This window comes from Alphaproteobacteria bacterium (assembly GCA_017308135.1).
Lineage (GTDB): Bacteria > Pseudomonadota > Alphaproteobacteria > CACIAM-22H2 > CACIAM-22H2 > Tagaea.
Genome location: JAFKFM010000006.1, coordinates 77,245 through 100,726, shown reverse-complemented (window position 1 = coordinate 100,726; position 23,482 = coordinate 77,245). Strand labels below are relative to the sequence as shown.

The 23,482-nt window shown below is 61.5% G+C and carries 19 protein-coding genes and 1 tRNA gene; 11 read left to right on the top strand and 9 right to left on the bottom strand.

The genetic code is table 11. The annotated features are described in order from the left end of the window. Positions 1–6: 6 nt before the first annotated feature. The 4 genes from J0H39_00695 (at position 7) to J0H39_00680 (ending at position 3,022) form a co-directional block, all read left to right on the top strand. Positions 7–198, top strand: a complete 192-nt coding sequence (locus J0H39_00695; protein ID MBN9495242.1) for a hypothetical protein — start codon at positions 7–9, stop codon at positions 196–198. Further along, entirely contained in the window at positions 195–1,451 is a 1,257-nt protein-coding gene (locus J0H39_00690) for an MFS transporter (protein MBN9495241.1), read from the top strand. The genes J0H39_00695 and J0H39_00690 overlap by 4 nt, the downstream gene beginning before the upstream one ends. Then, positions 1,448–2,899: a lytic transglycosylase F gene (locus J0H39_00685; protein MBN9495240.1), complete on the top strand. Its 1,452-nt coding sequence runs from the start codon at positions 1,448–1,450 to the stop codon at positions 2,897–2,899. Before J0H39_00690 ends, J0H39_00685 begins: the two co-directional genes overlap by 4 nt. Positions 2,900–2,945: 46 nt before the next feature. Next, positions 2,946–3,022, top strand: a tRNA-Arg gene (locus tag J0H39_00680). Here J0H39_00680 and J0H39_00675 read toward each other — a convergent pair. The 3 genes from J0H39_00675 to J0H39_00665 form a co-directional block, all read right to left on the bottom strand. Further along, positions 2,981–4,609, bottom strand: a complete 1,629-nt coding sequence (locus tag J0H39_00675; protein MBN9495239.1) for a recombinase family protein — start codon at positions 4,607–4,609, stop codon at positions 2,981–2,983. The genes J0H39_00680 and J0H39_00675 overlap by 42 nt on opposite strands. A 556-nt stretch (positions 4,610–5,165) precedes the next feature. Next, entirely contained in the window at positions 5,166–6,266 is a 1,101-nt protein-coding gene (locus J0H39_00670) for a hypothetical protein (GenBank protein MBN9495238.1), read from the bottom strand. A gap of 611 nt (positions 6,267–6,877) precedes the next feature. Continuing rightward, on the bottom strand, positions 6,878–7,981 hold the full coding sequence (locus tag J0H39_00665; GenBank protein MBN9495237.1) for a Fic family protein: 1,104 nt from the start codon (positions 7,979–7,981) through the stop codon (positions 6,878–6,880). Positions 7,982–8,147: 166 nt separating this feature from the next. On the opposite strand from J0H39_00665, the gene J0H39_00660 reads away from it, so the two are divergent. Then, positions 8,148–12,248 carry a HigA family addiction module antidote protein gene (locus tag J0H39_00660; protein ID MBN9495236.1) on the top strand — a complete coding sequence of 1,367 codons (4,101 nt, stop codon included), beginning with the start codon at positions 8,148–8,150 and terminating at the stop codon, positions 12,246–12,248. 368 nt (positions 12,249–12,616) lie between these two features. Here J0H39_00660 and J0H39_00655 read toward each other — a convergent pair whose 3' ends face one another. Then, positions 12,617–12,991 carry a hypothetical protein gene (locus J0H39_00655; protein MBN9495235.1) on the bottom strand — a complete coding sequence of 125 codons (375 nt, stop codon included), beginning with the start codon at positions 12,989–12,991 and terminating at the stop codon, positions 12,617–12,619. A 470-nt stretch (positions 12,992–13,461) separates the two neighbouring features. On the opposite strand from J0H39_00655, the gene J0H39_00650 reads away from it, so the two are divergent. Then, positions 13,462–14,088: a hypothetical protein gene (locus J0H39_00650; protein MBN9495234.1), complete on the top strand. Its 627-nt coding sequence runs from the start codon at positions 13,462–13,464 to the stop codon at positions 14,086–14,088. A 170-nt stretch (positions 14,089–14,258) separates the two neighbouring features. Here the strand turns inward: J0H39_00650 and yghU are convergent, their stop codons facing one another. Beyond that, entirely contained in the window at positions 14,259–15,122 is an 864-nt protein-coding gene (gene yghU / locus J0H39_00645; GenBank protein ID MBN9495233.1) for a glutathione-dependent disulfide-bond oxidoreductase, read from the bottom strand. A gap of 232 nt (positions 15,123–15,354) precedes the next feature. Between yghU and panB the strand changes: the two genes are divergently transcribed. Both panB and J0H39_00635 read left to right on the top strand, forming a co-directional pair. Next, a complete protein-coding gene (gene panB / locus J0H39_00640; protein ID MBN9495232.1) occupies positions 15,355–16,188 on the top strand; it encodes a 3-methyl-2-oxobutanoate hydroxymethyltransferase in 834 nt (277 codons plus the stop codon). After that, complete coding sequence (locus J0H39_00635; protein MBN9495231.1) at positions 16,185–17,027, top strand: pantoate--beta-alanine ligase; 843 nt, start codon at positions 16,185–16,187, stop codon at positions 17,025–17,027. The genes panB and J0H39_00635 overlap by 4 nt, the downstream gene beginning before the upstream one ends. Here J0H39_00635 and J0H39_00630 read toward each other — a convergent pair. Genes J0H39_00630 through J0H39_00615 form a run of 4 tightly spaced genes read right to left on the bottom strand, consistent with a single transcriptional unit; the run spans position 17,024 to position 20,294 of the window. Continuing rightward, positions 17,024–17,455, bottom strand: a complete 432-nt coding sequence (locus J0H39_00630) for a VOC family protein (GenBank protein ID MBN9495230.1) — start codon at positions 17,453–17,455, stop codon at positions 17,024–17,026. The two genes, J0H39_00635 and J0H39_00630, sit on opposite strands and share 4 nt — an antisense overlap. Further along, the gene (locus J0H39_00625; protein MBN9495229.1) at positions 17,452–18,240 is read right to left on the bottom strand and encodes an alpha/beta hydrolase; all 789 of its coding nucleotides are present in this window, start codon (positions 18,238–18,240) and stop codon (positions 17,452–17,454) included. The genes J0H39_00630 and J0H39_00625 overlap by 4 nt, the downstream gene beginning before the upstream one ends. A gap of 45 nt (positions 18,241–18,285) precedes the next feature. Beyond that, positions 18,286–18,963 carry a cysteine hydrolase gene (locus tag J0H39_00620; protein ID MBN9495228.1) on the bottom strand — a complete coding sequence of 226 codons (678 nt, stop codon included), beginning with the start codon at positions 18,961–18,963 and terminating at the stop codon, positions 18,286–18,288. Positions 18,964–19,007: 44 nt separating this feature from the next. Beyond that, the gene (locus J0H39_00615) at positions 19,008–20,294 is read right to left on the bottom strand and encodes an HD domain-containing protein (protein MBN9495227.1); all 1,287 of its coding nucleotides are present in this window, start codon (positions 20,292–20,294) and stop codon (positions 19,008–19,010) included. Positions 20,295–20,444: 150 nt separating this feature from the next. Between J0H39_00615 and J0H39_00610 the strand changes: the two genes are divergently transcribed. The 3 genes from J0H39_00610 to J0H39_00600 all read left to right on the top strand — a co-directional run bounded on the left by J0H39_00610 (position 20,445) and on the right by J0H39_00600 (position 23,467). Next, on the top strand, positions 20,445–20,969 hold the full coding sequence (locus tag J0H39_00610) for a PAS domain-containing protein (GenBank protein MBN9495226.1): 525 nt from the start codon (positions 20,445–20,447) through the stop codon (positions 20,967–20,969). After that, positions 20,944–22,239: a hypothetical protein gene (locus tag J0H39_00605; protein ID MBN9495225.1), complete on the top strand. Its 1,296-nt coding sequence runs from the start codon at positions 20,944–20,946 to the stop codon at positions 22,237–22,239. Before J0H39_00610 ends, J0H39_00605 begins: the two co-directional genes overlap by 26 nt. Positions 22,240–22,321: 82 nt before the next feature. Beyond that, positions 22,322–23,467, top strand: coding sequence for a hypothetical protein (locus tag J0H39_00600; protein MBN9495224.1), 1,146 nt, complete (start codon positions 22,322–22,324; stop codon positions 23,465–23,467). The last annotated feature ends 15 nt before the right edge of the window (positions 23,468–23,482 follow it).

The window sequence follows — 23,482 nt, the reverse complement described above, 5'->3', positions numbered from 1 at the left end:
CCCGCGATGATCGAATTGATGATCGAGACGTGGCGCGTGCCCGGCGTCAAACCCCATTACCTGTGGAGCGTGTGGGAGGACGGCAAGCGTTCCGCCCTTTCGCGGCCCCATGCTTCGCTCGATATCGCCGAAACCGACGGTATCGATTATGTGCGGCGTAATTTCGGCCGCGATCCCGACAGAGTAACCCCCATATGACCGCGACCGCAGCCGCCCCTTCGCCCATCCCCACCCGCGACGTCGCGGTGATCGGCACCGTGGGCCTCGTCCACTCGACCAGCCATTTGTTCCAATTCGCGCTGCCGCCGATGTTCCCGCTGTTGCAGGCGGAGTTCGGCGTGAGCTACGCGGCGTTGGCGCTGGTGATCTCGACCTTCTACGCGGCGTCCGGTTTCGGTCAGGCTTTCGTGGGCATCATCGTCGATCGCCATGGCGGACGGCAGACGCTGGCCTGGGGCACGACCGCCTTGTCGATCGGCATGGGCGGCATGGCTTTCGCGACCGAGTTCTGGATGCTGTTCCCGCTCGCCTTCCTGGCGGGCGCGGGCAATTCGGTGTTCCATCCGGCCGATTTTTCGATCCTGTCGAGCCGCGTGTCGCCGCATTTGATCGGCCGCGCTTTCGCGATCCACGCCTTCGGCGGCACGATCGGCTACGCGGCGGCGCCCGTTCTGCTTTCGGCGCTGGCGTTCACCTTCGGCTGGCGCACGGCGTTGATCCTCGCTTTGGCCTATGGTCTCTCCCAGGCGCTGATCGTCTGGCAGGCGAAGGATCTGCTGGGGGCGGGGCCCGCCCCGGGCTCGGCGATCCGCAAGGAAAGCCCGCGCGAGATCGCGCGCGGCTTCGCCAAGCTGATGGCGATGCCGGCCTTGCTGACCGCCTTCGCCTATCTGGCGCTGACGTCGATGGCGGGCGGCGCCGTGCAATCCTTCGGGGCGGCCACGCTGTCGCTGATCCATTCGGTCGACTACCAGACCGCGACGCTGGCGGTGACGTTCTTCCTGGCGGCGCAGGCGGTGGGCATTCTGATCGGCGGCTTCATGGCCGACGCGACCCAGCGCCACGAGCTCGTCGCGGGCGTGGGGCTGCTGGTCGCGGGTGCCGCGATCGCCGCCATTCTGCTGCCCGGCCAAGGCTACGGCTTCGCCGAGCTTTGCTTCGTGCTGGCCGGTTTCGCGATTGGCGTCACGTCCGCGTCGCGCGATTTGCTGGTGAAGAAGGTGTCGCCGCCCGGCGCCACGGGCCGCACTTTCGGCCTGGTCTATTCGGGCTTCGACATCGGTTTCCTGATCGGGCCCTTCGTCGCGGGCGTGTTGATCGATATGGGCCGCGTCGATCTGGTGCCGGTGATGGTGGCGCTGATCTATGTGCTGACGCTGGCGGTGATCCGCGCGGTGGACGGGTTCGGCCGCGCCAATCAAGCGGCGAAAGCGGGCGCGGCGGCGCAATGAAGCGCCTCGCCGCCGCGATTCTGTTGCTGTCGGCGCTTGCCGCACCGGCACCGGTCGCGGCTCAAGCCAAACCGGTTGCACTTCCCACGGTCAGCGTGCGCACCGGCGATCTCGACACGATTCTGACGGAGCGCGCGTTCCGGCTGATCGTGCCCTATAGCAAGACCCATTTCTTCATCGACAAGGGCCGCGAGATGGGCGTGGCGGCCGAGTTCGGCCGCGAATTCGAAACCTGGCTCAACAAGCGCCGCGCCAAAAAGGGCCTGCCGATCCGCGTCGTGTTCGTGCCCACGCCGCGCGACAAGATGTTCGCGGCGTTGCTGAACGGGCGGGGCGATGCGGTCGCCGCCAATCTCACGATCACCGCGAAGCGCGAGGAAATCGTCGATTTCGCGCGGCCGTGGTTGACCGGCGTGGACGAGATTCTCGTGACCGGCCCGGCTTCGCCCATCAAGCCCGCCGGGCTCGACGATCTCGCGGGCCGCGAAATGCCGGTGCGCGAGGGTACGAGCTATATCGAGCATATCGGCGCGATCAACGCCGATTTCGCCAAGCGCGGTCTGGCGCCGATCGAGATCGTGAAGCTTTCGCCGCGCTTGCAGACCGAAGACGTGTTGCAGATGGTCGCCGCCGGCTTGCTGCCCTGGGCGATCGCGGATTCGCATGTCGCCGGGTTTTGGGCGCGCGCGGACAAGAAGCTGACCCAGCGGCCCGATATCGTGTTCAACAGCGGCGGAGAAATCGCCTGGGCGATCCGCCCCGATTCGCCGTTGCTGAAGGCCGAGCTCGACGAATTCTTCGCCGCGCGCAAGGAAAAGACCGCTTTCGGCGCGACGATCCTGCGCCGCTATTACGGCGGGCGCGCGACGGTGCGCAACGCCGCCGCCGCGGCCGATGCCGCGCGTTTTGAAGCGATGGTCGAAAGCTTCCGCCGCCATGCCGGTGCCGCCAATATCGATTTCCTGCTGCTGGCCGCCCAGGGCTATCAGGAATCGCGCCTCGATCAGACGCAAGTCAGCCCGCGCGGCGCCGTCGGCATCATGCAATTGCTGCCCAGCACGGCCGAAGCCCCGCCCATCGCCATCAAGGGCGTGGCGCACGACGCCGATCTCAACATCAAGGCGGGGGCGGAGGTGATGGCGCTGTTGCGCAAGCGCTACGTCAACGATCCCGAACTCGACGACGTCGACCGCACGCTGCTGACCTTCGCCGCCTATAACGCGGGGCCGGGGAATCTGCGCAAATTCCGCCGTCGCGCGGCGCAAATGGGCCTCGATCCCAATGTCTGGTTCGACAATGTCGAGGTCGCGGCGGCGCGCATCGTGGGCGCCGAAACGGTCCATTACGTCGGCAATATCTATAAATATTACGTGGCTTATCGCTTGGCGATGCAGCAGGCGGCGGCCAATCGCGCCGCCCGCGAAGCGGCGGTTCCCGCCGCCAACTAGGCGGCGTTTTGGGGCCTATGCTATAAGCCTCATCCGCGTGGCCTTGGTCCCCGTAGCTCAGCAGGATAGAGCGGCAGTTTCCTAAACTGTAGGTCGGAGGTTCGATTCCTCTCGGGGACGCCACGCGCGTATAAAGCCGGGCACCGCCGGTTTTTCGTCGCTCGGCGGGTTTTCGATCCCCTCGAGTAAGCGGTCTTTCGGGCCGAACATCCGAACTTCGGTTTCGTCGAGTTCGATCCGAGCGACAAAGAGCCGGATATAGGCTTTCCGAAAAGCCGCATTTGGGCTCGCGAGGCGCTCGCGGATTGCGCGGCCGAAGGCTTCGATGCTGGCCGACGAAAGCACGGCCGCAGGCGCTCCTGCCCGATGCGACGCTACGGCGACCAACCGTAGGCACTCTTCGCGCCGTGCTTTCAACTCACCGAGCCGCTTCCGGAGCGCTTCGTCATCAAGCGATGTGATCCCGCGTTCAATAGCTTCGTAGAGGCGAGACTGCGCGCGTTCGATTTCTCTTATTTCCGCGCGTAGTGCTTTCGTTCTGTCTTCGCTTGTCGTTCGGCTCCGTTTGGCGCGTGCGATCTGATCCGAAAGCAATGCATTCAAACGATCCGGCGCAAAGAGCTTTTCCGACAAGTGATCGATGACAAGCTTATCCAGACGTTCCATTGGCACCGAGCGCCCGGCGCATTTGGTTTTGCCCATACGCATCGCTGCCGAACAAGCGTAGTAACGATACTGGCCGGATTTCCCGGTGCGCATGGTCATTCCGCCGCCGCACGCCGCGCAATGCAAAATGCCGGTCAGCAGCGTAGGGCCGTTCACCACGCGCGGCGGCGTAACGCGCGGATTGCTTTCTCTTAGCTTGTGCTGTGCTGCTTCGAAGCGCGCCGCATCCAAGATCGCAGGAACGGGAAAATGTATCCAAGCCGACTCGGGCTTGCGTTCGAATGTCTTGGAGTCGGTCCGGTTGAAGTAGTGATCACCCTTGTAAGCCGTTCGGGTCAGGATTTTGTGAATGAGCCCCGCCGAAAACGCGCGGCCTTGGCGATAGCGAACGCCCGACCGATTAAGCCGATGCGCGATTGCGATGATCCCGTGCGGGCTTCCCGCTTCGCCGTCGAGATACAGGGCGAATATCCGCCGGACTAGCTCAGCCTCGCGCGGTTCTATTTCCAGCCGTTTTTTGATCTTTTCGCCGCGCCGCTCGGCTTCGTAGGTGCGATAGCCGAAAGGCGGCATCGAGCCATTCCAAAATCCTTGGCGCGCGTTCTCTTGCATGCCTCGCAGCGTGTGCTTCGCATTCTCCCGGCTCGAGTGTTCGTCAAACATGGCTACGACCTGGCGCACCATGTTGCCCGAGGGATCGTCACCGATTTCCTGAGTGATTGACCGAAGCGTTACGCCGAATTTGCGAAGCGTCCGGATGTAGAGTTCCGACTGGAACGCATCTCGAAAGAACCGCGAGAAACTATGCACAACCACGACATCGAACGGGCGCGGCGACTTCTTCGCGTCCTCGATCATGCGCTGAAACTCTGGCCGCTTGTCGTCCGTGGCACTGGCGCCTGGTTCTTCGTACTCCGCCGCGACGGACCAGCCTTGGCGGCTGCAGAACGCTTCTGCCTGCCGCCGCTGATCCGGTATTGATAAATCTTGCTCGGCCTGTCGGGCTGTCGAAACGCGAAGATAGAGCGCGGCACGTAGTGTCATTGGCCCCGCCTATCGGCTGTCCGACGCGTCGAGTATCGCGGCAAGCAGGTCATGGCAATTCGCTTCCAAGAGCGCGGCCTCGGCATCGCAGATTGGCAGAAATGCCGGTAGGTCATCCAGTATCTTCAGCGTCGGAACGGCAGCCCGTTTTCCGCGTGAAGCAAACGGCTTGGCAGGCTGGGAAATTCCCTTGGGCACGGCCGTGCCGCTGGATCGATTTGATCGCAAAGCATATGAACCTCCTTTCTTTGCCGAAGTTTTCCGGCCCTTGCCTTTCCGTGTCGCGCCCCGAACCGTCAGCCAACGTAACGTTACGTTGGCGAGCGCCTTGGCCTACGTAACGTTAACGTTACGTGTGCGGCCTCGCGTTCGAGCGCTCAATTTCGTCCCGATCCAGCCCTTCCCGCATCGTCCAGGTCCTTGCGCAATCCCGCCCATCCGAATTCATCTAGCGCGATCTTCCGGAAAGCGCGGAATTGTTCGGGAGCCATCGCGGCTTCCGCGACCGTCAACAATCGCGTGAGCCGGAGATTCACCAACTCGATGACATGACGGTTCACCATTGGCCGAGCCGGTATCCGGTCATGCGCCGCTCAAGGTCGGCGTGCCATTCGGGCTCACTATGGTGCCGCGCTAAAATGCCCGGCAAATCGCCTAGGATGCCCGCCAGACTCTTTGGAGCGGGTTTCCCGCCCCGGATGCTCAAAAGCGCCCCGAGGCCCTTCAGCGAGCCGTAGAGCGACTTCGCCTGCTGGAAGAGCCGCCACTCGATCGATCCCCCCGGATCGATCGCGCGGATCAAGCCGGTCTGGGGCAGCCGATCGATGTCCCGTAGTACGGCTAGCCAAAGCGGGTGGAGGGGCCAGCGGGATCGATTGGCATCCGTTGAAGGCTGTCGTAGGGAAGTGTGCTTGGTTGCGAGCTCCCGCAGCAGGTCTCCGCCCTCGTCATGCAGCGAAGCCAGCGTACCGATCCCTCCAAGGGCTAAGCGCTCCCGGCGTACCTGGAATTCGACGCGCCAAACTTCGGTTTGCCGTCCCCAGATTTCGAAGAGCCATGCCTTTGCACTTTGTTGCTCGATCTCCGCGATTTTATCGTAAACGCGGATAACCGTGTCGCCTTTGCCGATTTGGAAAGACTGATTGGCGCCGTGTTCGGCCCAAACGGCGCTCTTGGTCGCACGTGTGACGAAATTCCCAGCCGTAAAGTCCGCCACAGGCAAATGATAGTCGAACGCCCAATCGGCGCGCGAGACTTGCTCGGGTCGGGTTTCAAGCAGACGGCACGATGCGGCCCACTCACGAAACCGGGATATCGTCCCCTCGAGACCTGAAAGCCAAAGCCCCTTGCTGGCGAACTGCACATAGCAGGCTGGGCGCAGATGTTCGCCAAGCCGCAATTCGAAAGCATCGTTCGCGAGAACGAACGGATAGGGGTGACGGCCGAAAGGCTTGAGCGCGAAGTGTTCCCGCCCGAGCCGTACTTCCGCGAAACCGACATTCCGTGATTGCCGGAGCTGTTCCTTGCGGAAAGCGAGATCGTCGAAGTCGAGATCGCCGCAAGCCACGTCGAGCCAAAACGAGACGTACAGGCTATCGAGGCCTTGGGCCAAAAGCCGGGGAATTTCCATGCCGAGCCGTTCCTTTCCGCGATCCATGCGAATCGCTGAGACGGCATAGCCCGGACTCGAAAACCGGCGCGGTGCGTATACGTAACGTTACGTTGGCGATTCCAGGAAAATTCGCGACATGTAGATTTTTTCGGGAATCTTTGAATCTCAACGAGATAAATAGACGCGCTTACTGACCTATTTTTCCGATATCGCCGCGAAGCGGCATGGCTCGAAGGGCGGTCTTGGCCGAGTCGGCGTCAAGACCGAGCCGCGCTTCGCGCGGTGGCTTCGCCAGCCTTGACCCCGCCTCGGCTCAAGACCGAAGGGCTCGCCATGCGCTCCGCGGCTAGGTGTGGGCCGAAGGCCCCGCACCGTGACTTGGCCTTTGCGGGTTGTGGCTGGAACTGGCATCTGGCGTTCGTGTATTTTGAGCCCCCCGTGTTACAAATCGTGGGGAAGTAACGCGGCTTGAACTTGTTCGAGCGCGAGTTTGAGCATCAAGCAGTCATCCTCGGATTCAATTTTAAGTCTCAGCAATCAAAGGCCATTAATAATTATCACTAAACTATTCCTGATTTCATATCCACTGAGACTGGCCTCATTCGGATTATGGGGCGCAATTTAGCCGCGTCTGCTTTCACTTAAAATTTTTGGAGTTACGTACTAACTAGCGAGTAACTAACGCTGCGGCCGCCGCCTGGATTTTTTTGCAAGATTCCGCGCTTGACCAGATCGTCGATGTCACGGAGTGCCGTATCGTGTGATGTCTTCGTATGGATCGCGGCCTTTTTTGTCGTGAGTTTGCCTTCGTACCCCTGTAGCAAACGATCCACCAGAATGCGTTGGCGCTCGTTCAAGCTCGAAGTTTTGTGCCGCTCCCAAAACGCGTGTCGTTCGAAGATGCCCGCGAGCGTTCCCTCCGCACCGGCGATCGCATGGTCCAGGCAAGTTAAGAACCATGTCAGCCACTCGGTACAATCAAGGTCGCCTTTTTGCGTCTGCTCGAGGATATCGTAGTAGGCCGTTCGTTCAATTCTGATCCGGCTAGACATACTGTAGAAGCGTCGAGGGCTGTTCTCGGAGCGCGCCAACGCCATGTCGGCGATCGCACGCGCGATACGACCATTCCCATCCTCGAAGGGATGGATCGTCACGAACCACAGATGAGCGAGGCCGGCCTTAACGACCGGATCGACGTCGGGTGGCGCATTGAACCAAGCGAGAAACACATCCATTGCGGAACGCAGCGTCTCCGCGGGAGGCCCCTCGAAATGGATACGCTCGCGGCCAATCGGGCCCGAGACCACTTGCATCGGCCCTTCTTTGTCGTTGCGCCAAGCGCCGACAATGATCTTTCTCATCCCGCTCCGGCCGGTCGGGAACAATGCCGCATGCCAATCGAAGAGCCGCTCGGTGGTCAGGGGCGCCCCGTAGTTCTGCGTTGCGTCGAGCATCATCTCGACGACACCTTCGATATCTCGATCGGCTGCAGGAAGACCGCCGATGTCCATGCCAAGACGATGCGCGATGGACGAACGAACTTGATCCGTGTCGAGCTTCTCCCCTTCAATCTCGCTCGACTTCACCACGTCGTCGGTCAGGGTTCGGAGTACGGCCTCGTCGCGCAGTGTGAAGCCGAGATTCTCCATGCGCCCCGACAATTTCCCCTGCGCATGACGAACGTCGCCCAGACGCGCAGCAATGCCTGCCACATCCCAGCGGAAGTGGGGCCACTCTTGGAGTTCATGGATGTAAGGCATAATCGACGCACCTTTCGCGTCGATAATTGCGACATTCTACGCATAGCTCAATAGTAATCGACGCAGAAATTGCGTTGATTAGGCGCCGCATTCACCGCAAACTCATATTGTAAGGCGTAGCCTAACACACTATAATTTTACCTTGCAACAACAAAGATCGCTGAATATGCCGAAAAAACCGAAGCATCCTGGCCAATATGTCCGTGAAACCTATCTCCGACCGCAACGCATCTCGGTCAAGAAGGCGGCAGAGCTATTAGGTATCAGCCGTCCTGGCGTCTCTAACTTCTTGAATGGCCGCGTATCCGCGACAGAAAACATCGCCACGCGGATCGAGCTTGTGTTTGGCTATCCGGCTGCTGGACTGTTGCGAATGCAAGCCGAGTATGACGCGGCCTCGAGTTCGCCCACCAAGGCTTCCGCGGAAACGAAGGCCTATGTCCCACCCTTCCTGGATATTAAAGCGAATGAAATCCAGGATTGGGCCGCAGATAACATCTCCGCACGCATTCGTCTCTCGGTCTTTTTGCGAACACTGGTGAATTCGACGGGCTTGGCACTCAAACGCGTTGATTTTCCCGGCAACGACGACGCCGAGCGGCCCGGCTGGGACGGCTTCACAGAGACGTCAGCCGGGACACCTTGGATTCCGGAAGGCAAGACCGGCTGGGAGTTTGGCGTCACAGAGAAGATCAAAAAGAAAGCCGACGATGACTTCGGGAAAAGCGTCAAAGGAACTCCGAACGTCGCCGAGCGTGCCGAGACCACCTTCATCTTCGTGACCCCACGGCGATGGGCGGGAAAGATCGACTGGGTAGTGGCGATGCGAGCGACCAAACAATGGAGGGACGTCCGAGCCTATGACGCAAGCGATCTGGAACAATGGCTCGAACAATCGCCGGCCGCGCAGGCTTGGTTCGCCGGCGAAACACAGCGCCCCTCGGAAGGGGTTCGGTCGCTCGATCGCTGTTGGTCCGATTGGACTAATGCCGCAAACCCCCATCTCGCAGCAGAGCTGTTCGACACGGCCAAGAGCGTCGTCAAACCGAAGATCGTGAGCATGCTGGCGGTACCCGCTGAGAAGCCGCTCATTGTATCTGCGGACTCGAAAGACGAAGCTCTTGCGGCGATCGCCCAAACATTCTCCGAGCCGGACTTGGTGGGCAAGCGGGATCGCGTACTCGTCTTCGACAGGCCGGGCAGTCTGACAAAACTTGCGCACGGCAACCAAGATTTCATCGCGATTGTGCATACGCGCGAGGTCGAGCGAGAACTCGGGCCGTTCGCTTCGAAGCTCCGAGCGATCGTGGTCTATCCGAAGAATGCGCTGAACGACGCCCCCGACGTCACACTTGAAACCTTGACCCACGAGGCCTTTCGAAAAGGTCTCGAAGCTATGAGCCTCGACCGTGACCAGATTGAACGCCTTGGCGAGGAATCGGGGCATTCCTTGACTGTACTCCGTCGCCGACTCTCGAACGTGCCCACCATTCGCACGCCTAATTGGGCTGCGGATTCCGACAAAGCTCGATGGCTTGTCCCATTCGTTTTGCTCGGCGCGTGGAATGCGGAGAACGAAGCCGATAAGACGGCGGTAACCGGAATCGCGGGTGACGAAATAGCGTACGACGAGATGGAGATTCGGATCGGAAAATTAGTACAACTAGAAGATGCGCCTTTGTGGTCAATCGGTGACTACAGAGGCGTAGTTTCCAAACTCGATTCGCTGTTTGCCATCGCTCAAGCCGTCACACTTCCCGACCTTCGGCGGTTTCTCGGGTTCGCGCGGACGATCCTCGGCGAAGATGATCCGTCGCTCGAACTGCCCGAAAAGGAACGATGGTTGGCCGGCATGAGGGGAAAACGACGTGCCTTCTCAACCGCGGTTCGAAATGGCGTCGCAGAAACGCTGGTTCTTCTGGCGATTCATGGAAAAGAACTTTTCCGCAGAATCGGCTTCGATGGAGAAATGGAGGTCTCACGACTTGTCAAGGAACTGCTGCTGCCGCTCACCACGCACAAACTCGAAGCCAATAGCCACGATCTACGCACTTACGCCGAAGCGGCACCTGAAACCTTCCTTCAGATTCTCGAGGACGATCTTCGTGGCGACACGCCTGCCGTTCTCGGGCTCATTCGTCCGGCCGACACGACATTCTTTGGCGCTAACTCGTCACGGCCCGGCCTGCTCTGGGCGCTCGAAGGGCTTGCATGGAGCCCTCAGACCTTTCTCCGCTCGGTCCTGATCCTTGCACGCCTTGCGGAAATCGAGCTCAACGACAATCTTGCCAACAAACCCATCTCGTCCCTGAAGTCGATCTTCCGCTCGTGGATGCCACAAACCGCCGTCGAACACGACAGAAGGGTCTTGGCAATCAAGAAGCTATTCGAGAAGCACCCGGCCGTCGCTTGGACAATCTGTGTCGATCAGTTCGATGGTGGCGGTCATAGTGTTGGGCACTACACGCACAAGCCCAAATGGCGCCCCGATGGTTATGGATACGGGGAGCCCTTTAAGTTGAGGGGCCCTAGTTTGAAGTTTCAGGTCGCGATGGTGGAGTTGGCACTTTCGCGGGCCACCTATTCTGTCGACATGGTTTGCGATCTTGTTGAGCGGTTGCATGCGTTGGACAACGAACTTCAGCAGCGCGTATGGAATCTCATCGACACATGGCGTAAGAGCGGCAAATCGGATGCTGATGTCGCGCAAGTACGCGAGAAGATACGCGTCACCGTACTCTCGCGACGAGCAGAACGTCAGAATCCAGGGATTCATCGAGCGACACTCACCGACTCAGCCCGCAAGGTCTACGCGGAGCTTGAGCCCGCCGACCTTGTCCAGAAGCATGCATGGCTCTTCAAGGCGTCATGGATCGAAGAGTCAGCAGACGAAATTTGGGGCGAAGCGACAGACTATCAGGAACGGCAAAAACGCATAGATCGCATGCGAGCGGATGCCCTCAGCGAAGTCTATCGCACGCAAGGTTTTACGGGCGTCTTCAATCTGGCGAGCCAGGGAAACGCCCAGGGCCAGATTGGATGGCATATGGTTCGCGATGTACTCGCCAACGGCGATATCGCCTCCTTCATTATTGAAGCAATGCGACTGGGTTCGAGCCACATCTCGCCGGAACGCACGGCTATCCTGAGGGGGGCGCTGGTCGCGTTGAAGCTGGAAGATCGTGAGGCTTTGCTTGACGGCCCGCTTGCGGCACTCGACGATTCGGAGAAAGCGCGCCTCTTACTGCTCGCGCCTTTCGATCAATCGACCTGGCGAATGGTTGATCGTTTGAAGCCGGAATCGCAAAAATTGTACTGGATGGACGTCCAACCAAGCTACGTGATCGAACCCCGGGAATTGGTTGATGAGACCGTAGAGCGATTTCTGAAGGCAAAGCGCCCGAAAGCCGCCTTCACGACTGTGCGGCTCGCGATCAAGAACCTGCGTCATGATTTGATCGTCGATCTACTCAACGAGCTCGCACAAGTCGGCGACGATAACGATCAAGATGTCAGGCTGGACTCGCATGATGTCAAAGAAGTATTCGAGCGGCTGAGTAACGATCCCGGCGTAAGCCTGGAGGACAAGGCCAAGCTAGAGTTCGCTTATATCGACGTGCTCGCGGACGTTCTGGGGAACAACGAGAGCCACATCGGAAATCTCGAGCGTTATATCGAGATGAACCCTTTGCTATGGGTTGAAGCCCTGGCATGGGCGTACAAACGCAAGAGCGGTGGTGAGGATCCGCCATCATTCCGAACTCCGGACGGCCGGTCAGATTTGGCGGAACGTGGCTATCGGCTGCTGGAGGGCATGCGGCGCATTCCTGGGCTCCGCGAAGAAGGCGCTAAAGCGAAAGCGAGTCTAGCTGCGTGGGTACAAGCTGTTCGAACGGCCAGTGCCGAAATCGATCGACTTGAAATTTGCGATATAAATCTCGGCGGACTTTTCGCGCATGCACCCGTTGGCGCAGATGGCGTTTGGCCATGCGAGACAGTTCGTGACGAAATGGAGGAGCTAAACTCACGCGAGGTCTTCGACGGCGCGCATACCGGTATCTACAATTTGCGGGGGGTAGTTGTGCGCGGCGAGGGAGGTGCACAAGAACGCGAACTTGCTGCGAAGTATCGCGGATGGGGAGAGGCTCTGCGTTATACCCATCCGCACTTGTCGTCGTCTCTTCTTATGGCCATCGCAAAAACCTATGAAAAGGAAGCGGAACGGGAAGATGCTGACGCCGGCATTCGGCGACGGCTGCGACGGTAGCCAACCTGGATGCTGAGGCTCCAAAGCGGGAGCATGTGAATTAGAAACAATTTTCCATGTTCATCGCTAAAGTCGCTTAGTTTCTGGAGTCACGAAACATTATTGTGGGGGCGTATTGGATTTCCCCGTCAGCCTCGTTGCTAGGCGCATGTGTGAGAGAAAGATTGAAGATCAAATTTCCCATTAGCGCTTTCCCACATACGTGAGGCGTCGCAACTTACGCCAGAAGCATGGCGTCACGGCTAAATACAGATGTTTCAATAAGGTTATTTGCATTTACACGCACTGTGAACCGGGGCCACGATCCGCCAAGAGTTCTCATTTTCTTCATCTCCGGCACGCCATGCGCTTTCGCGCGTGGCGCTCATTTATTTAAATTCCGTCTTCGGCGGATCGCCTGCTTTGGTGTTGGCACTTACGTCACGCAACGGCTCTTTTGCGGCGGCGGCGCGCTTGGCCGTATTCTCGTCGGCCGGAATTGTAATGACGCAAGTCACCAAGATGATGGCCGCGATCATGAAGGCCATCCATTTGGTCCCGATGCCCTCGAGTGCCGGAATTGGACCGTAGATGCGATCGTAAATACCGGTTACGGCGCCAACAACGACGCACACAAATATAAGTATAAACGAGACCTCAAGTATCTTCACCAAAAGGTCGAGGGCGGCGCGCAAAAGAATGAGCGCGAAGACTCCGGCAAAGACGATGTACCCGATCTGCCACGACGTTACCGTTTCAAACATCCACATCACCCTCAGCAACTCTTAATAAAGGTTACTATGTCATACTAAAATCAATAAATGCGGTATTTCGCTGCGCAGTGGCGCCGGATAGCTTGATTTTCTTGCCCATTTAAAGCCTCGGGGGCATCTTGTGCCCCCGAATTTTCTACTTCCCAATCTTATCCTGTGCCTTCGTGTCGAAGTCGCCGGCATCATGGCGTTCGCGCAGTGTGACTACTACCTGGCACGTATAGTGTCGGTTCCGAACGGCGTGCAAGCAGATACTCTTCAAGTTGTTATTCTTCTATATCCAGAGAGCCATAAGCGCCTCGTATCCCAACATGTAATTGGCTATTGGAGCCGACATGTGGTGATTAACCGGTATGTCGTCGACGATCAGATCGATAGCGCGCGTGCTATAGCTGCGAGCCCTTGCGGAACATCGACCCCGGCGGCATCATCCAGTGGTTGAACGAGGTGGAGCTATCGCCATGGAATCTGTTCTCGCCGCGATGAAATGGCTCGACAGTCATCAGGGGCTAGCGACTTGGGGGCAAGGTTTTTTCACGCTGCTGGCGGCGACCATCGCAATCATCGCAGCTCGGATAGCTTTCAATGGTGCGATGGCGCAGGCTGATGCCGCTAGGGAACAAGCAAAGGCGACCGTCGATGTCTCCCAATTGGATTACGCCAATCGACGTCGCGCCGTCGCCGCGGCGATTTGGGCTGAGTTGAATGATTGCCGTGTTCGAATACTTTGTATGGCGCGGGATCTCAACTCCACCAACGCGCGTTCAACGAACCTATTGCCGTTAATGTCTCTGCCAACAGAGATTTACGATGCGAATCGTTCGGAGGTTGGACTTTTACGGCCATTCGACGCTTGGCAGGTCGTGCAATGCTACAAAGGGCTGGCACATAAAAGGGAGAAAATAGAAAATATTCTTTCTAAGAGCGATCCACTTCCCAACGGATTCGCGGCTGCTTTTGCTGGGGAGATTCTCGTTGTAGAGGGCAACGTCAAGAAGACCCTGTTGGACCTTGCGAACTCGGCGGAGTTTCCACAAAACATGCTCGATCAGATAAATGATGCCATCAAAAAATCGTTTGGCCAGTAACGCCCACTCAATCAGCGTCCCCATACCCCCTGTCGCCACGAATATCCGAACGAGCTCATACCTTCGAGTGCGGACTCCGAGGGGAACGATTTTTGTTGCCCTCGGAGAGACTAGCACCACCGTTATTCCGCTGAGTGTAGGGCGTCACACCCGCCCCGCCGCCAAATCCGTCACGTCCCGATCTTGTCCTGCGTCTTCGTGTCGAAGTCGCTCGCGTCGTGGCGTTCGCGCAGCTGTTCGGCCGGGTCGCCGCTCATGCGGTTGACCATGCGCCCGCGTTTCACCGGCGGGCGCGCCCAGATCGCCTCGGCCCAGCGCAGCACGTTCTTGTATTCGTGCGTCGACAGGAACGTCGCCGCGTCGCCGTACTGCCAACCCTTGGCGAGGCCGCCATACCACGGGAAGGTCGCGATATCGGCGATCGTGTATTCGTCGCCCGCCAGATAGGGCGTCTCCGCCAAGCGCCGGTCGAGCACGTCGAGCTGGCGCTTGGTTTCCATCGAGAAGCGATCGATCGCGTATTCGATCTTCGTCGGCGCGTACATATAGAAATGGCCGAACCCGCCGCCGAGATACGGGGCACTCCCCATCTGCCAGAACAGCCAGTTCATCGCCTCGGTCCGGCCCGCGCCATCCTTGGGCAGAAACGCGCCGAACTTTTCGGCGAGATAGAAAAGGATCGAACCCGATTCGAACACGCGGATCGGCTTGCGCCCGCTGCGGTCGAGCAAAGCCGGGATCTTCGAATTCGGATTCACGCCCACGAATCCGCTGCCGAATTGATCGCCCTCGCCGATCTTGATCAGCCACGCGTCGTATTCGGCCCCCTTGTGGCCGGCGGCGAGCAATTCCTCCAGCATGATCGTGACCTTCACGCCATTGGGCGTGCCCAGCGAATAAAGCTGGAGCGGATGCTTGCCGACCGGCAATTCCTTGTCGTGCGTCGCGCCCGCGATCGGCCGGTTGAGGGCGGCGACATTGGCGCCGGGCTTCTTGTTCCAGGTCCACACTTTCGGGGGCGTGTATTCGGTCATGCGCGTCTCCGTTGGCGAATTCCGGCGCAGTCTACGCGGCCGTTTCGAAGAATTGCCCCAGGAAATGACGTCGCGCCCGCCATTCTTCAAGCCGCCAAGGCCGCGTTTCGAAACAATTTTTCCGCGAACCCGTGCGCCGCACGCAGCGCTGTCGTGCGTTCGCGCCTGTTTTCTTCGCAGGCGCACAAATTTATGGCACATAGCGCCGAGGACTGACGACAGGAGTACGCACGTGAGCGCTTCCACGAAGAGCACGGCCCTCACGCCCCCCGCGATCGCCAAAGCCAAAGGCGGCACGCCGATCGTGTGTCTCACCGCCTACACCACGCCGGTCGCCAAGCTGGTCGATGCGCATTGCGATGTCGTGCTCGTCGGCGACAGCGTGGGCATGGTGCTGCACGGTCTGCAATCCACGCTGGGCGTCACGCTCGACATGATGATCCTGCACGGCAAGGCGGTGCGCCGCGGCGTGTCGCGCGCGTTGCTGGTCGTCGACATGCCTTTCGCCAGCTACGAGGAAGGCCCCGATCAAGCCTTCCGCAACGCCGCGCGCGTGATGGCGGAAACGGGCTGTGCGGCCGTGAAGCTCGAAGGCGGTGTCGCGATGGCCGAAACGATCGCCTTCCTGGTGGCGCGCGGCATTCCGGTGATGGCGCATATCGGCCTGACGCCGCAATCGGTCAACGCGTTCGGCGGCTACGGCGTGCAAGGGCGCGGGGCCGATGGCGAGCGCATCTTGCGCGACGCGCATGCCGTCACCGACGCGGGCGCATTCTCCGTCGTGCTCGAAAAAATCCCCGACAGTCTCGCCGCGCGCATCACGAAGGAGATTTCGATCCCGACCATCGGGATCGGCGCCTCGGCCGCGTGCGACGGCCAGATCCTGGTCGTCGACGATATGCTCGGCGCGTTCGCGGATTTCCGCCCGAAATTCGTCAAACGCTATGCGGCGCTGGGCGAGACGGCGGATCAAGCGATCGCCGCTTATGCCGCCGACGTGCGCGCGCGCAAATTCCCGGCCGCCGAACATGTGTTCGGCGACGCGCCGAAAGGGAACGCGGCATGAGCGTGCCGATCATCCGCACGCTGGCCGAATTGCGCGCGACCGTCGCGGCGTGGCGCAAGCAGGGCGCGAAGATCGCCGTCGTACCGACCATGGGCGCGCTGCATGAAGGGCATCTCAGCCTCGTGCGCGCGGCATTGGCGCAGGCCGATCGCGTGATCGTCACGCTTTTCGTGAATCCCAAGCAGTTCAATTCGGCCGCCGATCTCGCCGCCTATCCGCGCACGGAGGAATCCGACGCGGCGAAACTCTCGCCGCTGGGCGCGCATATGCTCTACGCGCCGAATGCCGAGGAGATCTATCCCGACGGTTTCGCGACCAATGTGTCGGTGAGCGGCGTGAGTGAAGGTCTGTGCGGTGCGTTCCGCCCCGGCCATTTCGATGGCGTCGCCACCGTCGTCGCGAAATTGTTCCTGCAAACCCAGGCCGATCTCGCCTTCTTCGGCGAGAAAGATTTCCAGCAAGTCCATGTCGTGAAGCGCATGGCGAAAGATCTCGATATTCCCATCGCCATCGTGCCTTGCGCCACCGTGCGCGAAACGGACGGGCTTGCCATGTCGTCGCGCAATGTCCGGCTTTCGTCGGCGGATCGCGCGACCGCGCCGAAACTCGTGCAAGCCTTGCGCGCGGCGGCGACGCGCCTGCGCGCGGGCGAAGCGGCGGAGCCGGTGTTGCGCGATGCGACGAAGGCGATCGAGGCGGCGGGCTTCGCGCGGGTCGAATATCTCGAACTGCGCGCGGAAGCCGATCTGAAGCCGCTCGTGCGCGCCGATGTGTCCGCGCGCCTGCTCGTCGCCGCGTGGCTGGGCGACGTGCGGCTGATCGACAATATCGAGGTCTAGGCTTCGTCGTCCGGCGGCATCAGCGCCGGGTTCCACACGATCTCCCAGAGATGCCCGTCGGGATCGCGGAAGTAACCCGCATAGCCGCCATAGAATGTGTCTTGCGGGCGTTTGACGATCGACGCGCCCGCGCGTTCGGCTTGCGCCATCGTTGCGTCGACTTCGCCGCGCGTCGTCACGTTGTGGCCGATCGAGAAGCCGGTCGGGCAGAGCGGCGCGACCGGCAGGCCGGTATCGTGCGCGAGATCCTTCTGCGCCCACAGGGCGAGCGAAACGCCGCCCGCGAGCTTGAAGAACGCGACGGCGCCGTGTTCGAATTCGCGCCCGACGATGCCCTCGCTCGGCAGACCCAGCCCGTCGCGATAGAAGGCGAAAGCGCGCTCGAGATCGCCGACGGCCAGCGTCAGAACGGTGATATGCGGCCTCATAGCAAGCTCCGCAAAAAGCCGGCTGTAGCGTCGGAAGCCGTCGCTGGGCCGTCGATATGTCCGCCCGCCATTTCCAGGAACATATGGCGCGGATCGGGCGGCAGCTTGTCGAAGAATTGCGCGCGCGCGATAGGAAATAGAATGTCGTCGCGCCCGATGGCGAACAGAACCGGGCAGGGGGCTTGGGCCATCGTGTCGCGCGGGTCGAAGCCCAGATCGGGATCGAACCACGAAAGATAATCGTCGGCCGTCATCCGCGCAGTCATCGTTCGGCCTTGGTTGTTGTCGGCGAAGCTCGCGATCTCCGCCCCCTTGCCGGCGGCCGCCATCGCGCGCGCGGCCAGAATCGACTCGCGCACCGGGGCGCTCGCCCCCTGGCCCAGGAAATAGCCGCGCGGCACATGGCCGGTCGCGATCATCGCCACGCCGGCGACGCGGCCGCGCTTGGCGGCGAAGGCCATCGCGGCGGTGGCGCCCAGCGAATGCCCGGCGAGGAACAGCTTCGTCGCGCCGCCGCGCGCCAGCTTGTCGAGATGGCCGCCGATCTCGTCCAACGTCGCCTCGACATTGCCTTGCAAGTAGCGATCGCGCGACCAGGCCATCGCGGGCGTTTCGACCGCGAAGCCCGCCGCACCGAGCGCGTCGGCGAGTTTGCGCAGCGCCGGAAATTGCGGCCCGCTGCCTTTGCCGTGCATCAGCAGGACGCCGGGCTTGGCGTTTTGCGCGGCGGCGGGTGCGGCAAGGGCGGCGAGTGCTGCGGCGAGGAACGTGCGACGGCGAATCATGCGCAGGAGATTACGCGCCGATTTTCCCCGCGCAAGTGATCCCCGTCACGGCAAGGCGGAAACGAAATCCTTCGAATTCGAAACCGCGCCGAACACGCCGCCTTGCATCTTCACCATCTTGATCGCGGCGTCGTGATTGCCGCGATCGGTGGCGCCGCAGCAATCCTCCAGCAACAGGCATTCGAAGCCGCGATCATTGGCTTCGCGCATCGTGGTGTGGACGCACACATCCGTCGTGATGCCCGACAGTACGATGTTGCGGATGCCGCGTTGGTGCAGGATGAGTTCGAGGTCGGTCGCGCAAAACGATCCCTTGCCCGGCTTGTCGATGATCGTTTCGCCCGCCAGCGGCGCCAACTCGTCGATGATTTCCCAGCCCTTCTCGCCGCGCACCAAAATCTTCCCGCACGGGCCCGGATCGCCGATCCCCGCCCCGATGCGTTGCGAGCGCCAGCGTTTATTGACGGGCAGATCGGATAGATCGGGCCGGTGCCCTTCGCGGGTATGGATGATCCAGTAGCCTTTGGCGCGCATCGCGGCCAGCACGCGCTTGATCGGCTCGATGGGGGCGCGGGTCAGCGACAGGTCGTAGCCCATCGCATCGACATAGCCGCCCTTGCCGCAGAAATCGGTCTGCATGTCGATGACGATCAGCGCGGTGTTCTTGGGCGTCCACGCGCCGTCGAACGGCCAGGGATAGGGATCGGCTTGCAGGGTGGGCATGGCGTTCCTCCGGATAGGCGGGCGGAACGCAGCAATTGCCGTGCCTATTCGTCGGCCAGGATCTCGGCGACGAAACGCCGCTCTTCGAGCTGGGCTTCGCGCCTTATGCCGTCGATTTCGTCGAGATGGTCGTGCAGCAAGGCCGTGAAACGCAGATCGATCAAGCCTTTCGTCGCATCGGCTTCGATCCGCTCGATCGCCTGCGCCGGCGTGAAGGCGCTGCGATAGGGACGGTCCTCGGTCATCGCGACATAGCGATCGGCGACGGTCAGCAGCCTTCCTTCGGGCGGCAGCGCGTCTTGCGTATGGCGATGGGGATAGCCGTTGCCGTCGAGCTGTTCGTGATGGTCGCCCGCCCATTTCGCCAGATCGTCGAAACCGGGCACACGGCGCAGCAGCACTTCGCTGTAATAGGCGTGCGCGCGCATCGCCGCGAATTCGTCCGGCGTCAACGGCCCCGGCTTTTCCAGAATGGCGACGTCGATGGCGAGCTTGCCGACATCGTGCAACTGCCCGGCGAGTTCCAGCGCCACCACCGTGTCGGACGAAAATCCCGCTTGCCTTCCCATCGCCTCGGACACGGCCGCCACACCCCAGGAATGCGTAGCGGTGAAGACCGAACGCGCATCGACGACGATCGAATAAAGCCGGCCGAATTCGGTCAGATCGTCGGCGACCAACGCTTCGCTCGCGGCGGGTGCCGCCAAACGCTCCAAGCGCCGATCGAGATCGATCGCCGCGGCTTCAAGCCAGAACGCGTCGGCAGCACTGGCGCGGGTGAAGGCGGCCTTCACCGACGGTGCGAGCGCATTCGCGTCGAGCGCGTCGATCCGCGCGCGCGCCGCCCGCGCCTGCGGATGCAACGGGTTGACGCGATCGAGCATCCGGTCGGTCAAATCGGCGAGGTGGAGGATCTGGGCGAGGATCGCGTCGTCGCAGGTCAGGCCCCCGACCGCCTTCACCCGATCCCACGGCAAATGATGGTGCGCCACCGGAATCGCGAGATCGCGCGTGAATCCGGCGATCGACAGAATGCGCCCGCCAATCCGCGCGGAACGGTCGGTCGGCCGCTCCTCCGGCGTCCAAGCGCCCTCGTCGCGGCCCAGATAACCGATATCGTGCAGCATTCCCGCCAGCGTGGCGCGGGCGATTTCCGCCGGCGGCAATCCCATTGCGGCGGCCAGATTGCCCGCCATCATGCCGACACGCTTGTGATGATAAGCGAGGCCCGGATCGATCAGATCCATCGCGGCCGACAACGCCACCACCAGTCCTGGAATGGTGGCGTGATCGGGTCGGACGCGCGATCGATCGAGCAAGGCGGAAGGCATGCCGGGGTTCGATCCCGTTAATCGAAATGAAGGTGTCTTATGCCCAGAATTTAACGAGGTTGAATTGATGCATGTCAATTATCGTCTCGTAAATTGCACTTAGTTTACTGGTTACAAACGAACGGTGTTCCACCTTAAGGAGTCCGACGGGTGACCAAATACGCCTATACGCCGACCGGCCGGGAACGGCATTTCGGCAAGGACGAGGTGATCGTCTCCAAGACCGATCCCAAGGGAAAGATCACTTACGGCAACGACGTCTTCGAACGGATGGCGGGCTATAGCGAGGCCGAATATCTCGGCGCGCCGCATTCGATTTTGCGCCATCCCGACATGCCGCGCTGCGTATTCAAGCTGTTATGGGATCGCATCGCGGCGGGCGACGAAGTCTTCGCCTATGTGAAGAACATGGCGAAGGGCGGCGACCATTATTGGGTCTTCGCGCATGTCACGCCGACCTACGACGCGTCGAATAAAATCGTGTCCTACCATTCCAATCGGCGCTGCCCGGATCCCGAACAAGTCGCGAAGGTCGAGCCGATCTACAAGGAATTGCTCGCGATCGAAGCGGCGAATGGCGGCAGCAAGGACGGCATGGCCAAGGCGGCCGCGCGTCTGGGCGAAATCTTGAAGGGTGCGGGGCTGAGCTATGACGAATTCATCTTCTCTGTCTAAGGCGGGCCTCGCCTCGGGCGTGTCGGCGGTGCTGTGCGCCGCCGCGACCGGCGTCGCGTTTTGGGACGGCGAAAACGTGATCGCAGGCCTGACCGGCGTGGCGACGGTCACCGCTTTGATCGGCATCCACTTCGCCGCCAAAGGCTGGCGCTTCGTCGATCGGCTGGCGGCGATCGCCACCGCCGGCGCCGATGGCAATCTCGAACCGCGCTTGGTGCGGATCGACGAAAAAGGTTCGCTGGGCCATATCGCGCATTCGTTGAACGCGTTGCTCGATTCGACCGACGCCTTCGTGCGCGAAGCGGGGGCGGCGATGGATCACGCGCGTCAGGGCAAGTTCTATCGCCGCGTGATCGTGCGCGGCATGAAGGGCGGTTTCGCGCGCGGGGCGGAAACGATCAATGCCGCCAATGCGGCGATGCGCCTGCGCCTTGAAAACACGCGCGAGATCGCGACCCAGTTCCGCGCCGCGACCGGCGGCATCGTCGACACGGTCGGCGGTGCGGCGCGCGATTTGCGCGACGGCGCGGACCGGATGGTCGGCGCCGCGCAGGATACGCAAAGCCGCGCGGTGGCGGTCAGCGCCGCGGCCGAACAAGCGTCGGGCAACGTGCAGACCGTCGCGTCGGCGGCCGAGGAGCTTTCGGCCTCGATCCGCGAAATTTCGACCCGCGTGGGCGAAGCGGCCGGCGTGGCGGCCGAAGCGGCGGCGCAAGCGCGCGCGGTCGATGCGACCGTCGCCTCGCTGGCGGCGGCGGCGCAGAAGATCGAAGCGGTCGCGGGCCTCATCAACGGCATCGCGGGGCAGACGAATCTTCTCGCCCTCAACGCCACGATCGAAGCCGCGCGCGCGGGCGAGGCGGGCAAGGGCTTCGCGGTGGTGGCGTCGGAGGTGAAGAACCTCGCCAACCAAACCGCGCACGCGACGGGCGAGATCGCGGGCGAGGTCGCCGAAATCCAACGCGCGACCGCCGAAGCGGTGGCGGCGATAAAGGGCATCGCCGCGACGGTCGAACGCGTCAACGGCGCCACCACGGCGATCGCGGGTGCGGTCGAGCAGCAAAACGCCGCGACGCAGGAAATCGCGCGCTCGGTCGCCGAAGCGTCGACCGGTACGGCCGTGGTGCGCGAGAATATGGGTACGGTCTCCCAGTCGGCCGAAACGGTCCACGGGGCGGCCAAATCGGTGCTCGACAAGGCGGTCGAGCTCGACGCCCATGCCGAGGCGTTGCGGCGGTCCGTCGCCGAATTCCTCGAAAAAGTAGTGTGAATTACGATTTGCGATCATCAATTTATGGTTAACAAATTGGTGATATACTCGTTGATCGATGGGCAACTCGGTCAATACGAACGTGGCGCTCCTCGGTGCGCTGGGCGCGATGAACACCGCCCGCGCGCAGATCGACGGCGCCGAAAAACGCCTGCAGACCGGCTACCGCGTTTCCGACGCGGCGGACGACGCGGCCGTTTTCGCCGTCGCCCAGCAAGCGCGATTCGACGTCAAAGCCTGGGACGAGGTGATGCGCGCCCAGGGCCGCGCGCGCGGCGCCGTGACCACGGCGATCGAAGGCCTCACCAATATCTCGGATCTGCTCAACCGGCTTGAAGGGGTGGTCGTCGCCCATGCCGGGGCGGGGCCCCAGCAGCAGGCGATCTACGCCAACGACGCCGACGCGATCCTGCGCCAGATCGACGCCATGGCGAACGGCGCTACGTTCGACGGCGCCAATCTTCTAACCCAGGCCGATATCGGCTCGTCCTCCGATCCGAACACGAGCAGCGTGTCCCTCGGCGCGCCGCAAAGCTCGATGGGCGGCTTCGGGATCAGCACGCAAACCTTCGCCCTGCCCCTGGGCACGCCGGGCACGGTCGTGCTGCGCTACGACATGTACGGCGCACCCGACGGCGCGGCACTGGTCTATAACGGCGGCACGGTGGCGACGACCGGCGGCCTCGTTTCCGGTCAAGGCGTGCTGACCTTCGACTTCGCCGGCGGCGCGCCGGCCAGTATCGACGTCGAAATGAACGGCGGCTCGGTCGGCACGGCCTGGACCTTCACGCTGGAATTCGTCACGCCGACGATGACGAGCGCGCCGACCGATCAGCCCGAAGGCAGTTTCAAGGTCATCGCCGATATCCAAGGCGGTCAAACCTCGATCCGTACGGTCGATGCGACCAGCACCGGCATCGGCCTCGACCCGTGGTCGATCACGCCCGCGCAAACCGCGCTGCTGGCGGTGCGCACGGCGCGCGAGCGCGTCGCGGCGCATCTGGGCTACTTCGCCGAACGCACGCGCACGCTGGACAGCGTCGCCGAACGCGCGCGCACCACGATGGACGCGACGATCACCGGGCTTGGCGCGCTGGTCGACGCGGATATCGGCAAGTCGCAAGCGCAGGCCTTGGCCGCGCGCGCGAAGCTGGAGCTCGCGATCAATTCCGTGGGCATCGCCAATCAAAGCCAGCGCGCGATCCTCGGCTTTCTCGAACGGCGCTGACGTCCTACACTTCGG

What these genes read in the sequence shown, in the direction of transcription:
- J0H39_00670 (MBN9495238.1), bottom strand. Translation starts at nt 6,266, where the DNA reads ATGGATCGCGGAAAGGAACGGCTCGGCATGGAAATTCCCCGGCTTTTG.
- J0H39_00695 (MBN9495242.1), top strand. Translation starts at nt 7, where the DNA reads ATGATCGAATTGATGATCGAGACGTGGCGCGTGCCCGGCGTCAAACCC.
- J0H39_00660 (MBN9495236.1), top strand. Translation starts at nt 8,148, where the DNA reads ATGCCGAAAAAACCGAAGCATCCTGGCCAATATGTCCGTGAAACCTAT.
- yghU (MBN9495233.1), bottom strand. Translation starts at nt 15,122, where the DNA reads ATGACCGAATACACGCCCCCGAAAGTGTGGACCTGGAACAAGAAGCCC.
- J0H39_00690 (MBN9495241.1), top strand. Translation starts at nt 195, where the DNA reads ATGACCGCGACCGCAGCCGCCCCTTCGCCCATCCCCACCCGCGACGTC.
- J0H39_00630 (MBN9495230.1), bottom strand. Translation starts at nt 17,455, where the DNA reads ATGAGGCCGCATATCACCGTTCTGACGCTGGCCGTCGGCGATCTCGAG.
- J0H39_00620 (MBN9495228.1), bottom strand. Translation starts at nt 18,963, where the DNA reads ATGCCCACCCTGCAAGCCGATCCCTATCCCTGGCCGTTCGACGGCGCG.
- J0H39_00625 (MBN9495229.1), bottom strand. Translation starts at nt 18,240, where the DNA reads ATGATTCGCCGTCGCACGTTCCTCGCCGCAGCACTCGCCGCCCTTGCC.
- J0H39_00675 (MBN9495239.1), bottom strand. Translation starts at nt 4,609, where the DNA reads ATGACACTACGTGCCGCGCTCTATCTTCGCGTTTCGACAGCCCGACAG.
- J0H39_00655 (MBN9495235.1), bottom strand. Translation starts at nt 12,991, where the DNA reads ATGTTTGAAACGGTAACGTCGTGGCAGATCGGGTACATCGTCTTTGCC.
- J0H39_00665 (MBN9495237.1), bottom strand. Translation starts at nt 7,981, where the DNA reads ATGCCTTACATCCATGAACTCCAAGAGTGGCCCCACTTCCGCTGGGAT.
- J0H39_00615 (MBN9495227.1), bottom strand. Translation starts at nt 20,294, where the DNA reads ATGCCTTCCGCCTTGCTCGATCGATCGCGCGTCCGACCCGATCACGCC.
- J0H39_00685 (MBN9495240.1), top strand. Translation starts at nt 1,448, where the DNA reads ATGAAGCGCCTCGCCGCCGCGATTCTGTTGCTGTCGGCGCTTGCCGCA.
- J0H39_00650 (MBN9495234.1), top strand. Translation starts at nt 13,462, where the DNA reads ATGGAATCTGTTCTCGCCGCGATGAAATGGCTCGACAGTCATCAGGGG.
- J0H39_00605 (MBN9495225.1), top strand. Translation starts at nt 20,944, where the DNA reads ATGACGAATTCATCTTCTCTGTCTAAGGCGGGCCTCGCCTCGGGCGTG.
- J0H39_00635 (MBN9495231.1), top strand. Translation starts at nt 16,185, where the DNA reads ATGAGCGTGCCGATCATCCGCACGCTGGCCGAATTGCGCGCGACCGTC.